This is a genomic window from Chitinophaga sp. YR627 (assembly GCF_900114995.1).
GTDB lineage: Bacteria > Bacteroidota > Bacteroidia > Chitinophagales > Chitinophagaceae > Chitinophaga.
The window spans coordinates 651,625-666,250 of record NZ_FOUX01000005.1 but is presented as its reverse complement, the minus strand read 5'-3'; the positions used below and the strand labels follow the sequence as shown (position 1 = coordinate 666,250).

Here is a 14,626-nt window from a genome sequence, read left to right as displayed (position 1 = left end):
AGTAGTTTACTGCACTCCTGCAATTTTAACACCATGAGTTTCTTACATACATTACTACTGACGCTGCCTTCCTTTTTTCATCCAGGTACGCAGGCGGTTGCCATAGATACACCTTATCAGTCCGTAAATGTCGATTATTACAATGCCGACAGTACCATTCATTTTGGTGCGACACTGACGATGCCGCATACAAGAAAGCCTTGTCCGGCAGTCGTATTGTTATCCGGTACAGGTAAACAGGACAGAGATGGTACAATGGCAGGGCATAAGATGTTTCTGGTCATTGCAGATTATCTGTCCAGAAATGGTATCGCTGTGCTGAGAGTAGATGACAGAGGAGTAGGAGCTACCAGTGGTAAATATGAAGATGCCACTACAGCTGATTTTGCAAATGATGCACTGACTGGTCTGCACTGGCTGATGGCGCATAAAGGGATCAATCCGCATAAAACAGGATTGATCGGTCATAGTGAAGGCGGTGCAGCGGCCTATATCGCAGCTGCTGAGAGCCGGGACGTGGCGTTTATTATCTCGCTGGCAGGATTGGCTACACCCGGATTACAGGCGCTGAAAAAGCAGAATGAAATGATCGTAAATACAGCGCCTATATCCGAACAAAAGAAATATCGCTATAACAGTGTCAATGAAGTGATGTTTGACACTGTATATGCATATGCGCAGTCGCCAACCCTGGAAACGCACATGCGGAACGCCTATAAGATCTGGCAGACTGCAGATAGTGCGTATATGGTGGCGCATCCACAGGACCCGTCGGATAAAGGCCGTTTCTTCTTCCCAATGGAATCATATGTGATGATGGCAACCGGTCCCTGGTATCGTTATCATATACGTTTTGATCCGGCGCCTTTTCTTGAAAAAGTAGAAGTGCCTTTCCTGGCCATCAACGGCGAGAGGGATATTATGGTCGATGCAACAAGCAGTCTGGCTTATATCACGCAACATACTACTGACAATAAGAACGTCACAACGCTGAAAGCGCCGGGATTAAATCACCTGTTTCAGCATTGTACAACATGTACGAACAGTGAACCATCGCAGCTAAAAGAAGACTTCGCTCCTGAAGTCCTGCAAACCATATCCGAATGGATCAAAAAAAATACCGGCACGCATTAAGCGGCCGGTATTTTCCCTTTAGTCGATAGCTTATATTGTTATCTTCAGCCATTTCCGGGCTTCTGCAATATCAACGACTTCTGTACCAAAACTGGAACGTATTTCCATTCTTTTCAGATTCGGCCGGTTAAGGATCTCCTGCTGCAAGGTGGAATCATCAATAGACCCCTGCACACTCAATACGGACCATTGCGGCGCCTCCAGCAATTCAAGGAAACGCTTACGTGACGTATGACTGGCATACCGTACATTCACTGTTTTCAGCTTTGGCAATGTGGCCAGCACTTTCACATTCTGAAATCCCTCATGCAGATTGAAGGTGATTTCTTCCAGTTGCTGGAAGACGGACAGATCATCCGGGAATCCCGCCAGACTACCCGCATTGGCAATATCCAGTTTCTTCAGCTTTTTACAACCCATGACTGCCTCCGGTAATTCCCTTGTACCAAAGCCGGCTATAACCAGTTGCTCCAGTTTAGGGAGTACTGTCAGTAACTTTCCTCTCAGGCGTAATTCCTTCAGTGACTGGAAGCCACTTTCCAGGGTCAATAGGGCGTCTTCCTGCTGATAGTCGACATCAAGTACTTCCAGGGCTGGAAGGTCCTTTAAAAAGGCTGGAATGGCTGTTAACTGACAGTTGAACAGCGACAGCTTCTTAAGACCCTGCAGTGAAGCAAATGCATCCGGAATAGTGCTGATGTTATTATAGGAAAGATTCAGTGACTCCAGTTTGGGCATCCGGGATAATACTTCCGGGACCTCCTGCAGGTAACAGTTCGACAATTCGACGGTAGTCAGCTGTTCCATCGCAGCCAGTTCTTCACCAAGACCTTCCAATGGATTATCCGAGAGATTCAGCTGCTGGATCTCCTTCAGTTCGAACAACTCTTTTGGTAGTCTTTTGAGTTTCATCTTCGACAGATCGGCCCGTTTGTTCTTTGACAACAGGGCTTTTTCCAGTCTTTTCAACACCGGTGAAGCAGCGGAGTTGGGCTTCAGGATAGAAGTTCCTTTTGCCATCGCCTTCAGTATATTGCCAGTCTGAACACTCTCTTCTGATTTGCTCCAGTAGCCTTTATTCAGCACGTCCTCAGCTTCATGCGCTGGTGCATCCTTCAGTTCAATATCCGACAACCAGACACCTTTTTTCACCTTGTCTGAGTGGAAGTTGAAACTATGATCGGAAGAAAGGATCACTTCTGCAGAGATATTCCCGTTGATGTCTGACATACCATGGTTATAGCAGCCTGCATATAAGGTCTGTGCAACGGTAACATCCCCCTCAATGCGTATATAGCCACCACCCATGAAGATGTTTTGTGCTGAGACGTTACCCAGTACCAGTGTAAATGGACCATAGTCCGTTTCCGGTTGCGTCAGTAAGCCATCAACCGTAAGGTTTCCACGGAAAAGCACGCCACAGCGATCTTGGGTATAGAACATTTTGTCAAGGTCCAGGCTCCCGAAATGTGCATCATTGTCAAAGACATAAAAGTTCCCTGTTAAGCCTTCGAGCATCAATGTTGACACTCCAGGTGTTTTGTATTGTTCCAGGGCTTCCTGCAGCGTCATGATACGTGCATCGTCAATGGTTGTGTAGGATTTGGGATGATCCATAAAGGTTTTTTCAATCAGTGTTTTTAAAAATCGGGATAAATATACAATCCCAGATGCAATTATTTAATATATGTTGATGGGAGGCGTCTCATCCCTGGATACCGGAAAACGTACACAATGCATTGGGAGCTCAGTGTGAAAGGGTGGTGAGTGATTGATAGTCATGTTGTTATGGGGGTTCTACGCTCAAAAATAGCTTAAGTGTATGGATATCAGTAGCTTATTGGCCTGTTCTTCGATGTACAACGAAGGTATACCGTCATTATACCGCTATTGCTACGCTTATGAGTGTAGCAATAGCGGTGTAATGACGGCGTAATGGCGGTATAGTACGAAGAAGTATTGATAAGATGCCCATTAAACAGCGGTTTCCGGGGAATCTAACAATTGTCAGGAAATAGGTGGAGATAAGTGGATATTTTTATGCATATGAATCAGCGTTCGATATTCCTGTACCTTCTTTTATTAATGTCTTTTCCTGCATTTTCCCAGCAACAGGATTTTACCCGTGTGGATAGTTTCGCCAGGAAGGTGGCATACCATAAAGATATCTTCCGGCTTACTAACGAACTTACGGCTCCCTATTCTACACAGATGGAAAAGACCCGCGCGATCTTTATCTGGATCACGGAAAACATCAGATATGATGATAAGCTGGCTAATCAGGATGATCGCAAGATACCAGATAACCTATATGATTATCTGAAGAAAATACTGAGAAAGAAAAAGGCGATCTGTGATGGTTATGCCAAACTGTTTACAGAGATGTGTAAAATAGCGGGTGTCCGTTGTGATAAAATATCAGGAAATGTTAAAAAGGAACCCTATCAGATAGGGAGTGCGGCGGGCCCTTCGCACGCCTGGAATGCAGTTTGGATCGATAGTACCTATTACCTGATGGATGCTACCTGGGCAGCGGGTTTTGGCGAAAAAGATGAGAATACAGGAAAAGTCGGGCGCTTTCAGAAAAGGTTCAATGACTATTATTGGTGTACCCTGCCGGAGGACTTCTACCGGAACCATTATCCGAAAGATACCAATTGGGTGGTGAGTGCAAATGTGCCAAAGGAGAAGTATATCAACACACCTTATATCGAGTCTGGTCATATGAGCACCCTGCATATAATTGCGCCGGAAACCGGCTTTATACAGCCCTGTAAGGGAGACACCATCCGCTTTGATATCAGATATACGGAGGGCGCAGAAAAGCTACAGATCAACACGAACATCCGCCGTAACATACCGTTGGGCTATTGGAAGAAAAAGAAATGGATAGAGAATCCGAATGCACTGCTTAAACAGCGTTATATACCATTTACCCGGGTAGGAGACGACTATTTATTTGAATATGTCGTGGCAGACAACGGGCTTGCCTATATTGATATATTGTTTGATTATAACCGTTTAGTCCGCTTTAAGGTCCGTATCCGGGAAGACTGATCACCCGTAACTACTGTTGTATAATGAAAATCTCCTGTGCACTATTTGCCATTTGGCAAATGATATGAAAGGGAAGAGTCCCACCTTTGAATCGTCGGAAATGAATGACGACATACAAATTTCTAAAGCACAAAAATTATTGAGATGAAAATAGCATTAGTTACAGGAGCAAATAAAAGTATCGGTTTTGAAACAGTCCGCGTACTGGCAGGACAAGGTTACCATGTTTACCTCGGTAGCCGGGATTTAGAGAATGGAAAAGCGGCAGTAGCGAGCTTAAACGCACAGGGATTACAATCCATTACCCCGGTGCAGATAGACGTAACAGACCCTGCTTCTGTTGAGCAGGCAAAAGCATTCATCGCAGAACAGTCTGGTCACCTGGACATCCTGGTGAATAACGCCGGTATCCTGGGTGATTTTCCACAGACAGCCGTATCTGCTCCGATAGAAAGTATCCGGAAAGTATTTGATACCAACTTCTTCGGTACCATCAACGTTATACAGACCTTCCTGGAACTGATGTACAAAAGTCAGTCACCTGTTATTGTGAATGTGACCTCCGGACTGGCTTCACTGACATTACACAAAGATCCGGACTGGATTTACTATAAATATAAGACGGCCAGCTATGGTCCTTCCAAAACAGCGTTGAATGCCTATACGATCACACTGGCTGCCGAGTTGCAGGAAAAAGGATTTAAAGTGAATGTGGTAGATCCGGGTCATACCGCGACAGATTTTAATCACCATACAGGTACCGGTACCGTAACAAGCGCAGCTGAATTCGTGGCACAATATGCGATGCTGGATAACGATGGCCCGACCGGTCAGTACTTTAGCAAGGATATTCAGGATGAGAGTAAGGTAAGTCCGTGGTAACTGATTTAGTGTAGACATCACAGAGAGCTGAGGGAGTAAGTATCCTCAGCTCTTTTTATTTATTGCCCGATCCAAAGAAGGGGATTTTTCCTGTTTTTTACTCATAGAATCTCTGCTACTTTTGACAGCAGATAAAATGACCACAGTAAATATCCCCCCATGAATAAAGAAAAGTTTGGTTTCCACGCCCTCATCAAAAAAAGTCTTGCTGTTATCACAGCTGCTATTGGTACATTGACGACGACGACAACCGTAGCAAACAATAACAGTTATGAGCTGGAAAATGATAATAATATCAGCTTTGAAGCACACCGGAATGTGCTAAAGCCTAAGCTGGTATTAAAACTGAATATGGCGAACCCGGAAAATAGTTTCGTTTTAATGCATCGTTCCCATAGCTCACACCGCTCGCATTCTTCACACAGATCACATTCATCTCATTATTCTTCTTCGTATAGTTCCGGACGCAGTTACACGCCATCGTCTACTCCTTCATATAGTTCCTCGCCTTCTTATTCTTCCGGCAGCTCACATAGTTCCACCACCAGATCATCTTCTGCAAATAACTCACTGTATAAGTCTTCTCCAACAACTTACAAAACAGCTGTTGCAGATTCCAGCACGCTTGAACTGGGGGATCGCATATTGAAATGGGGTTGTAACGGAAGCGATGTTACAGCGTTACAACAATTGCTCACCCGGTATAACAGTGAGTTGTCTGTTACAGGACACTTCAGGAATCAGACCAAAAGAACGGTGAAGAAATTCCAGCAGGAGCATCATCTTGCGGCAACCGGTATAGTAGATGCACAAACATTAACAGCCATAAGAAACAGATAAGATGGACGTACAGGTTACAAATAATGTTTTGACAGTTACTGTTGATGAAAGTATTTATCCGGAGAAGGTCCTGCTAAAGTGTCTGTATTGGTATAGTGATACCTGGCAGCTGGAAATAGACCGGGTACATCAGGGAAGGCTGCAAATAACCATACATGCAAAAGATGACGCCATTGTTGCATGGGAACCTGTGTCCGCCAGACTGAAACGGGACCTCATCGATTTTAAACTCCGGCAGATAGTGGCTGATGAAACAAGGACAATCCGGGAACTGATTGTCGCTAAAGCATTTGCTTATTATGAACCGGAAGAAACGCCTTTATCCATCGTATCAGACCCGGTTGGTTTTGATCCGACAAGTGTTTAATATATGGAAACTGCAATTATTAAAGAACGGCAGACCCGGAAATTCAAAGACGTCGCTTATTTCCGTTCTGAAGAGACCTATACATTACTGCCCTTCAGGTTTCACCGGATGCCGGATGGCCGTGAAATACTGGTGAACGAGATCGGTGATTATATGGTAGTTCCGTCGGGTACTACCGCCCGTATCATCAATAGGGAAATCAATAACAATGATCCGGAAGACGCAGTGCTTTATGAAGACCTGGTAGCGGCTTTTTTTATAGCTGAACAGGCAGTCCCGGATCTGCTGGAAGTGATGGCCACCCGGTATAGAACAAAGAAGTCATTCCTGGATAGCTTTACGTCCCTGCATATTTTTGTCATCAGTCTCAGGTGTGAACATACCTGCCATTATTGTCAGGTATCAAGGGTGACAAGTGATAAGAATAAATTCGATATGAGCAGGGTACATATCGATGCGGGTATTGACATGATGATGCGATCTCCGGCCAGGCAGCTGACGATGGAATTTCAGGGAGGAGAGGCGCTACTGGCTTTCGATAATATTATCTATGCTGTTGAAAAGGCAAAAGTAGCAGGAGAACAGCATAATAAACAGATTACTTATGTCATCTGTACCAACCTTGCGCCGCTTACGGATGACATGCTGGTTTATTGTAAAGAAAACAATATTCTGATATCTACTTCGCTTGATGGGCCTGTTTATGTACATGACAAAAACAGACATAAACCTGATGCCAGCAGCTATAGACTGGCAGTAGACGGCATTCACAGATGCCGTGAAATATTGGGAGAAGAGAACGTGTCCGCATTGACAACTACAACGAGGTTATCTCTGGATTATCCAATTGAAATAGTGGATGAATATGTTGCACTTGGTTTCAGGAATATATTTCTACGACCGATCAGTCCTTATGGATTTGCGACAAAGAGCGTAAACAAGAACAAGTACGAAACAAGTCGTTTCCTTGAATTTTATAAAACGGCCCTGCAACGGATCATCCGGCATAATCTGGATGGATATTTCATCCGGGAAGATTATACCGCCATCATTCTGAAGAAATTACTGACTCCTTTCCCGGTCGGATATGTTGATCTGCAATCACCTGCAGGCCTGATCAATAGTGTGATCGTATTTAACTATGACGGCGCTATCTATGCTTCTGATGAAGCAAGGATGCTGGCAGAGATGAAAGATTTCACCTTCCGGCTGGGCACCCTGGGAGAGACGTCTTATGAAGAGGTGTTTTATGGAGAAAAAGCACAGATAATCAGTGAAGCAATGTTGAATGAATCTTTACCAGGATGCTCGGAATGTGCTTTTCAGTCGTACTGTGGAGCAGATCCCGTATTTAACTACGCCACACAGGGGGATATGTATGGTTTCAGACCGGATAATGCATTTTGTCAGCGGAATATGGAACTCATTCAATATATCATTACGCTGATGGAGGATGATAAACAGGTTGAAAAAATATTTAGAAGCTGGATAACAGGTAAAAGCTGATGTTACTAAAAACCAAAGGTATTGCACATGGTATTGATGCGCCTGTTGTAGGACGTGTTACCTATACAGGTGCGGAAAATGCAGAGATATTGATCAGTAATGATAGTACACCGGATATATTTCGCAGGTACAGGGCTGTTTTATCTACGCAGCCAAAAGCGTTTCCGGATGATATGCCAGGTGTGTTTTCCATACCCGGTTTCGAACATCTGGGGGAAGGTGATATCGTAGTGGCTCATTCCGATGGGGTTGTGAATACCGCTTATCGTGTAAATTCCAATCATAATTTTCTGCTTTTTACTGAAAGGTGTAATAGTAATTGCCTGATGTGCTCCCAGCCACCGAGAGATAAAGATGACACAGATTATTTATACCACCTGCACAGCCAGACTATTCCACTTATACCAAAAGACTGCGTAGAATTGGGGATCACCGGAGGAGAACCTACCTTGTCAGGCGACCGTTTTTTTAAGCTATTGGGGCAGGTCCAGCAACATTTACCCGAAACAGAAGTGCATTGTCTGACGAATGGGAGATCATTTGCCTGGCCGGAAATGGCTGGCAGAATGGGCGATATGAACTATTCAAGACTGATGTTTGGTATACCGTTATATTCCGACTATCCGCATCAGCATGATTACATTGTGCAGGCAGAGCAGGCTTTTAATCAGACGATTAAAGGACTGTATAACCTTGCTAAGAGAAATGTCAGGATTGAATTACGGATAGTATTACACCAGCAGACAATTCCCCGTCTGGTAAAACTGGCGAAGTTTATTTACAGGAACCTGCCTTTTGCAGAACATGTCACTTTCATGGGACTGGAACATCAGGGATATACGCCGTTCAATATAAATAAGTTATGGATTGATCCTGTAGACTATGCCCCCGTTTTGTCAGAAGCAGTGACATATCTGGCGGATATGGGAATGAATGTTTCTGTATATAATTCCCAGTTATGCGTTACTCCCCCTGAAATATGGGACTATACGAGGAAGTCAATTTCTGACTGGAAGAACGTTTATCATGAGGCCTGTAAAAGCTGTAGTATGACCGACAGATGTGGGGGATTCTTTGCATCAGGGATGGCCAGACATAGTAAGGCCATTCATGCCATATAGCTGAAAATCAATGACCCCGGATGTGTTTTAGTGTATAAATACCCCTTCCCCGGATATCCGGGAACGTTATCAGGTATAACTACTGGCAAGAATATAAAAAGTACTGTATCTTGCCGTCCATTGTAAACCATACTATGGACAAGAAAGCCTTTTATGCGGCACTGACCGCGAATAACCTCGACCAATATACCCCGCAGTTTGAGAGCCTGATGCAGGACTCCATCCGTTATCACCTCACACCGCTGGAAGACGAATCCGCAGAAATACCTGGTATCTCAAAAATGGGTGGTACGCCTGATCTGCCGGCAGCGATCGAATGGCCAGGCGATGTCTATGAGAATCCTTTATCATTTATCGCGCAACTGGACTTTGCGGAGGTAAAACCTTTTGATACCTATAACGTATTGCCGGAAACGGGATACCTGTTTGTATTCTACGATCCTTACCAGGAGATGGGAGGCTATTCCCTGGATGAAAAACCGCTGTTCAGGGTACTGTATTTTGATGGCCCCAGAGAGGAATTGATACATACACCATTCCCTGAAGGACTGGAAGATTTCGGGCAATATAAGCCTTGTCGTCTGACAGGAGAATTGCAATTATCCATGCCATTCAAATGGGGAAAACATTTTTCCTTTTTAAGTAAAGAAGAAAGAGATATCTACGGAGAGAAGGTATGGCTGAACGGCTATATCAACAAGTCCCTTGGAAGGGCAGATAATATGCAGGGGGAAATGGAAGGGCTTTGCCAGATGGTAACCAGCGGGTTCTATCCTGACAAGAAAGAAGCATACGAGGCGCCGGAGAATGCTGCATTGAGAGAAGGTGAAAAAGACTGGATATTGCTTTTACAGGTAGACAGTAATGAAGCTGCCAACGGTATGCGCTGGGCGGATATGGGCAGACTGTACTTCTGGATCAAAAAACAGGACCTGCTGAAACGGAATTTCGATGATTGCTGGTGTATCCTGCAGTCTTATTAATAAACAAAAGGAATAAATAATAACCCTGATTAGTACTACCATCATGACCAACGCTGAGAAAATAAATCGCCTGAAACACCTGTATATAACTGCAGAAGAACTGATTAATGGTGTAGAGGAAATGATAAACGAGAATAGATGGAATGAGGAAGAAGTAAACCACGCCATTGCTGTGGTGGATGAAATGCTGGCCTTGTTTCCGCTTACATTCACCAAGGGCGCGTTGCAATCTACAAGTCAACCGGCCCTGATGATTAATCTGGCCGATGCAGATGATGAACCGGTGGAAATTGTTACCAAAGAAAATGGGCTGACGACTTATCAGCAACCAGAGAACACGACTGTACTATATCAGGCTTCCGTACAGACAATACTGGAAGATAAAAAGTTCTGGGTGTTGAATTATGTAGCTAACTACGCCAGGGATGAAAAGGTGCAAGCGCAATATAGGCCCCTGACACTTGCGCAGGGAAAGAAATGTATAACAAATTTTCCTGAAGGATCTTATGTTGCAAGCTGGCAGGAAGACATGATGGCAATATATGCCAATCAGGTTGGCTGGTTTTCCTGTCTGGATGAAGAAGATCCTGTTAAGCTGGAAGAAGCGCTCGCACTATTGGAAAAAGGATATAAGATCTATGATCCTAATAGACATAAATACCTGGAAGATACCAAAACGCGTTTGCTGTTAAAATTGGGTAAGACAGACGAGGCTTACAAAATTGTAGCGGTAGCGTTGAAGAGGGATCCGAAAGATCCCGATTTCCAGGACCTCAAAAAGGATCCAGCATATCTCGCCTGGGCGAAGAAAGCAAAAAGTGCCGCGAAAGAAGAGGAAAAGGCATATCAGCAAGCATTAGCAGAAGAGATGCAAAAAGTGACAGACAATTTCAGGCATCCTGATCATCCGCTCGTACAGCAACATGCTGCTGCATTAAATCTGATCAAACGACTGATGGTGACTGTCCGTATGGATGATCTACGCGATAAAGATCAGCAGGGAGAAACTGTTTCCAGTGAATATCTCGACGGATTCAAACTTCGTACCTGTTCATTGAAACAGATAGAAAGTTTTGAACAAAAGTCGGGTATTGTGCTGCCAGACGAATACAAAGCTTATCTTCTGGAGATCGGTAGTGGCGGAGAAGGTGTTTACTATGGAAACGATGGCGTGCCTGCGCTGAGCGATCTGCCTAAATCTGATTATAAAGAAATCGCAAAGCCTTTCCCTGCCGTTGGTGGTAAAATAAAAGCGCCTTACAAGCTACCGGCGGGAGTCAAATTTACAGATGGATGTATTCTCCTGGGCTATTCCCATGCACAGAATGCACTTTACCTTGTTACAAATGGCGATTGCGAAGGCGAAGTATGGTTTGATACGCTGCAATATGGCGCAGAGGCAGGAGGGAAGTTTGCACCGGCTTCTAACAAGCGCCTGAAGCTGCTGGCATTCCTGGCGGAAAGTATACAGGCGACTATCGACGGCATATGGGATGCTTCGGAAGAAGGCGATTGGCTGTAACAATCACCGGAAGTCATTATCTTCGTCTGACACCTGTATTAAAACGATCTGACATGAATCCTGAAGTAGATGCCTATTTAAGCGAACTCACACAATGGCGGGATGAGTCTGAAAAGTTAAGAAAGATCATTCTTGCTACTGAGTTGACCGAAGAACTGAAATGGGGTAAGCCCTGTTACAAGTACGGTAACACCAACCTTGTGATTATTCAGGGCTTCAAGGACTATTGTGCATTGTTGTTCTTCAAAGGCGTTTTATTAAGCGATCCGGAAGGCGTACTTGTTAAAACCGGAGAGAATACAGAGGTCGGCCGGCAATTAAGGTTTACCAGCGTAAAGGAGATCACAAAATTAGCGACGGTGATCAGGGCTTATATCTATGAAGCAATAGAGGTGGAAAGAGCTGGTCTGAAAGTAGAGGTGAAGAAAAGTACCGAACTGGATATACCGGAAGAATTTCAGCAACAATTAAAGGCGAATGCTGCTTTGAAGAAAGCCTTCTTTGCATTGACCCAGGGAAGACAGAAGGCATATATTTTTTTCTTCTCCGGTGCTAAACAATCCAAAACGAGAATGAGCAGGGTGGAAAAGTGTATACCGCAGATCCTGGAAGGAAAAGGCTTGAATGATTAATCCGCTGAGATTGTAGCAAAGTATTATAAATAAAGAAGAGGCAGTATAAGCTGCCTCTTCTTTATTTTATAAACGATCCATAATGCCCTCCAGGTCTTTTTCCCCTTCTCTTGTCTGTGCGCCGGCAGCTAATGCTGCTTTGGCTAACTGCACAGTTGCTGGTCTCAGGAAAAGATCCATACACAACTTGTTTTCTGTTGCAAGACCCTCATATCTGTCACCATTAGCTGCATCTACAGCCCTTACTGCAGCAGCTGCTACACCATCAGGTAATCCGGCGATCCGGGTGGCCAGGGTCTCTACATAGGGATATAATTGCTCCTGTGGCATAGCCCGGTTCACCACACCATACAATTCGGCAGTCTTAGCATCCAGTAATTCAGCGCCCAATACCAGTTCCAATGCCCTGGCTCTTCCGATCCTGCGGGTAAGGTATTGTGTACCACCGCCACCAGGAATAATGCCCATCAGTGTTTCAGGTTGTGCGATCTTGCCCTTTTCAAATGAGGCAAAACGCATATCGCAGGCCTGTGTAAACTCATGTCCGCCGCCACGTACGAAACCATCGATGATAGCGATGGTCACTTGTGGCAACTGACTGATTTTTTCATGCAGCTGCTGCATCGGATTGATAAGCGGGTCCATCTCCGCCGGATCAACTAATCCTGCAAATGAAGAAGGATCCACGATATAGTTCATATCTCCATGCGCAATGAAGTAGTCAGGATCTGCACTCTGAAAAACGATTACTTTTAAGGTGTCATCTGATTGCACAGTTGCTGCGAATGCAGCCAGATCAAGCATCATGGTGGCATCCAGTACATTCATCGGTGGATTGTTGAATGATACGTAGGCAACGGCATGTCTTACGCTTACCTGAAAAGCTTTGTATACACTATAACGGACTGTTGCCTCCTGGTCTATGGCTGTGATTTGTTTGTTCTTCATTTCTTCTTTAGTTTTGAGATAACAAAGGTCCTGGCTGCCGGCATGAAGAAAAAAGTCATTTGACGCAAAATATTCGCCTGTTCCACCAGGGCATTGTAGAAGGGACTAAAAGTATGTTTACCACACTTAGCACATACCTCAGGGAAAAAACAGACCTTACGCCACAGGAACTGGGGCTGATTGAACAATACTACATTACCCGTCATTTAAAGAAGAAAGAACACCTGTTACAGGAAGGGGAAGTCTGCCGCCACAGTGGATTGGTGGTAAAAGGATGTTTGCGTACTTATCGTGTGGATGAGGAGGGGAGAGAACATACATTTAAATTTGTCATAGAGAACTGGTGGGCCTATGAACCGGAGAGTTATAGCAATGGTACCCCTTCGGCATTTAATATTCAGGCACTCGAAGATACTGAGCTGATACTTTGTTCTAAAGAAGATTTTCAATACCTGCTGGAAAAGATCCCCAATCTCCGGGTACTTACAGAAAAACTCCAGTCCAATAGCTTTAATGCCAGTCAGCAGCGGATCTATAACCAGATCGGGCATAGTCCGGAGGAACGCTATAAGCTGTTTATAGAAGAATATCCGGATATCTTTAACCGGGTGCCACTACACATGCTGGCTTCCTATCTGGGAATGTCCAGAGAGACGATCACCCGCATCCGGGCGCATTACGCAAAGAAATAGTCCGCAGGGAAACTCAGTTAAACCCTGCCCTGAATGCCAGGGGAGACTGATCCGTCTTAGCCTTGAACAACTTACTGAATGATTGCGAATGCTGGAATCCCAGTTGATAGGCAATTTCACTGACAGATAGATCCGTAGCAGATAACATCTCCTTTGCTTTATCAATCAGCTTATCATGAATGTGCTGTTGCGTGGTTCGTCCGGTATGTTCCTTGATCAGATCACTGAAATACCGGGAGGATAGATGAAAAGCAGCGGCAATATCAGCTACATTGGGCAATCCCTTTTCTGCAAGGGTGCTCTCGGCAAACAATTCATCTAACAGTGCTTCGAACTTTACCAGCAGATTGTTATAATGCTGCTTGCGGGTAATAAACTGCCGGGTATAAAAGCGGTTGCTGTAAGTCAGTAACAGATCCAGGTTCGACAAGATAACATCCTGACTCAGATGGTCGATCGCCCTGTTGAACTCTTTCTCAAGTTGTATGAAAATATTTTGAATAAAATCTTCTTCTTCGGCTGACAGTATCAGTGCTTCATTGACCGCATAATCAAAGAAACCATAGGATTTGATCTTACTTTCCAGTGCATGTCCTCTGAGGTATTCCGGATGGATCAGGATAATAAACCCGGTATTGGACAGCTGATCCGGTTCTTTAATGACAACCTGTTTAGGGGAGAAGAAGGACAATACCCCTTCATCAAAATCGTATAGGGACTGACCATATATGATCTTGTTACCACAGTTCTTTTTAAAGGTGATCTGGTAGAAGTCCATGGTCAGCTTGATGGGACCATCTGCCGGCAAAAGCGGAAAGTCTTCAAAGCGCTGGATACTGAATAAAGGGTTTCTTGGTTTCGGGAAACCCAGTAAGTCATTATACGTCTTAAGTGTGTCGATATGAATATGAGGAATCGCCTTCTTTTTCACGTTGTTGGATT

General features: G+C 44.4%; 14 protein-coding genes. 11 read left to right on the top strand and 3 right to left on the bottom strand.

The window, feature by feature from the left end; all coding sequences use genetic code 11:
• Positions 1-33: 33 nt before the first annotated feature.
• Positions 34-1,134, top strand: coding sequence for an alpha/beta hydrolase family protein (locus tag BMZ72_RS27830; RefSeq protein ID WP_255373309.1), 1,101 nt, complete (start codon positions 34-36; stop codon positions 1,132-1,134).
• A 30-nt stretch (positions 1,135-1,164) separates the two neighbouring features.
• Here BMZ72_RS27830 and BMZ72_RS27825 read toward each other — a convergent pair whose 3' ends face one another.
• Positions 1,165-2,751, bottom strand: coding sequence for a leucine-rich repeat domain-containing protein (locus tag BMZ72_RS27825; protein ID WP_089813246.1), 1,587 nt, complete (start codon positions 2,749-2,751; stop codon positions 1,165-1,167).
• A gap of 429 nt (positions 2,752-3,180) precedes the next feature.
• On the opposite strand from BMZ72_RS27825, the gene BMZ72_RS27820 reads away from it, so the two are divergent.
• The 9 genes from BMZ72_RS27820 (at position 3,181) to BMZ72_RS27780 (ending at position 12,044) form a co-directional block, all read left to right on the top strand.
• Positions 3,181-4,191, top strand: a complete 1,011-nt coding sequence (locus BMZ72_RS27820; RefSeq protein ID WP_177222952.1) for a transglutaminase domain-containing protein — start codon at positions 3,181-3,183, stop codon at positions 4,189-4,191.
• A gap of 144 nt (positions 4,192-4,335) precedes the next feature.
• Entirely contained in the window at positions 4,336-5,073 is a 738-nt protein-coding gene (locus BMZ72_RS27815) for an SDR family oxidoreductase (protein WP_089813242.1), read from the top strand.
• A 159-nt stretch (positions 5,074-5,232) separates the two neighbouring features.
• Positions 5,233-5,913, top strand: a complete 681-nt coding sequence (locus BMZ72_RS27810) for a peptidoglycan-binding domain-containing protein (protein WP_089813240.1) — start codon at positions 5,233-5,235, stop codon at positions 5,911-5,913.
• A 1-nt stretch (position 5,914) separates the two neighbouring features.
• Positions 5,915-6,280 (top strand): His-Xaa-Ser system protein HxsD, encoded by a 366-nt coding sequence (gene hxsD, locus BMZ72_RS27805; protein ID WP_089813238.1) that lies wholly within the window; start codon positions 5,915-5,917, stop codon positions 6,278-6,280.
• 3 nt (positions 6,281-6,283) lie between these two features.
• Positions 6,284-7,786: a His-Xaa-Ser system radical SAM maturase HxsB gene (hxsB, locus tag BMZ72_RS27800; protein ID WP_089813236.1), complete on the top strand. Its 1,503-nt coding sequence runs from the start codon at positions 6,284-6,286 to the stop codon at positions 7,784-7,786.
• The gene (hxsC, locus tag BMZ72_RS27795; RefSeq protein ID WP_089813234.1) at positions 7,786-8,907 is read left to right on the top strand and encodes a His-Xaa-Ser system radical SAM maturase HxsC; all 1,122 of its coding nucleotides are present in this window, start codon (positions 7,786-7,788) and stop codon (positions 8,905-8,907) included. The genes hxsB and hxsC overlap by 1 nt, the downstream gene beginning before the upstream one ends.
• Before the next feature lie 134 nt (positions 8,908-9,041).
• Positions 9,042-9,890: a YwqG family protein gene (locus BMZ72_RS27790; protein ID WP_089813232.1), complete on the top strand. Its 849-nt coding sequence runs from the start codon at positions 9,042-9,044 to the stop codon at positions 9,888-9,890.
• A gap of 43 nt (positions 9,891-9,933) precedes the next feature.
• On the top strand, positions 9,934-11,412 hold the full coding sequence (locus BMZ72_RS27785; RefSeq protein ID WP_089813230.1) for an SMI1/KNR4 family protein: 1,479 nt from the start codon (positions 9,934-9,936) through the stop codon (positions 11,410-11,412).
• Positions 11,413-11,465: 53 nt separating this feature from the next.
• The gene (locus BMZ72_RS27780; protein WP_089813229.1) at positions 11,466-12,044 is read left to right on the top strand and encodes a YdeI/OmpD-associated family protein; all 579 of its coding nucleotides are present in this window, start codon (positions 11,466-11,468) and stop codon (positions 12,042-12,044) included.
• Between the two features lie 66 nt (positions 12,045-12,110).
• Here the strand turns inward: BMZ72_RS27780 and BMZ72_RS27775 are convergent, their stop codons facing one another.
• Positions 12,111-12,992, bottom strand: a complete 882-nt coding sequence (locus tag BMZ72_RS27775) for an enoyl-CoA hydratase/isomerase family protein (protein WP_089813227.1) — start codon at positions 12,990-12,992, stop codon at positions 12,111-12,113.
• Between the two features lie 59 nt (positions 12,993-13,051).
• On the opposite strand from BMZ72_RS27775, the gene BMZ72_RS27770 reads away from it, so the two are divergent.
• A complete protein-coding gene (locus tag BMZ72_RS27770) occupies positions 13,052-13,684 on the top strand; it encodes a Crp/Fnr family transcriptional regulator (protein WP_255373308.1) in 633 nt (210 codons plus the stop codon).
• 13 nt (positions 13,685-13,697) lie between these two features.
• Here the strand turns inward: BMZ72_RS27770 and BMZ72_RS27765 are convergent, their stop codons facing one another.
• Complete coding sequence (locus BMZ72_RS27765; RefSeq protein ID WP_255373307.1) at positions 13,698-14,615, bottom strand: helix-turn-helix domain-containing protein; 918 nt, start codon at positions 14,613-14,615, stop codon at positions 13,698-13,700.
• Positions 14,616-14,626: the final 11 nt, after the last annotated feature.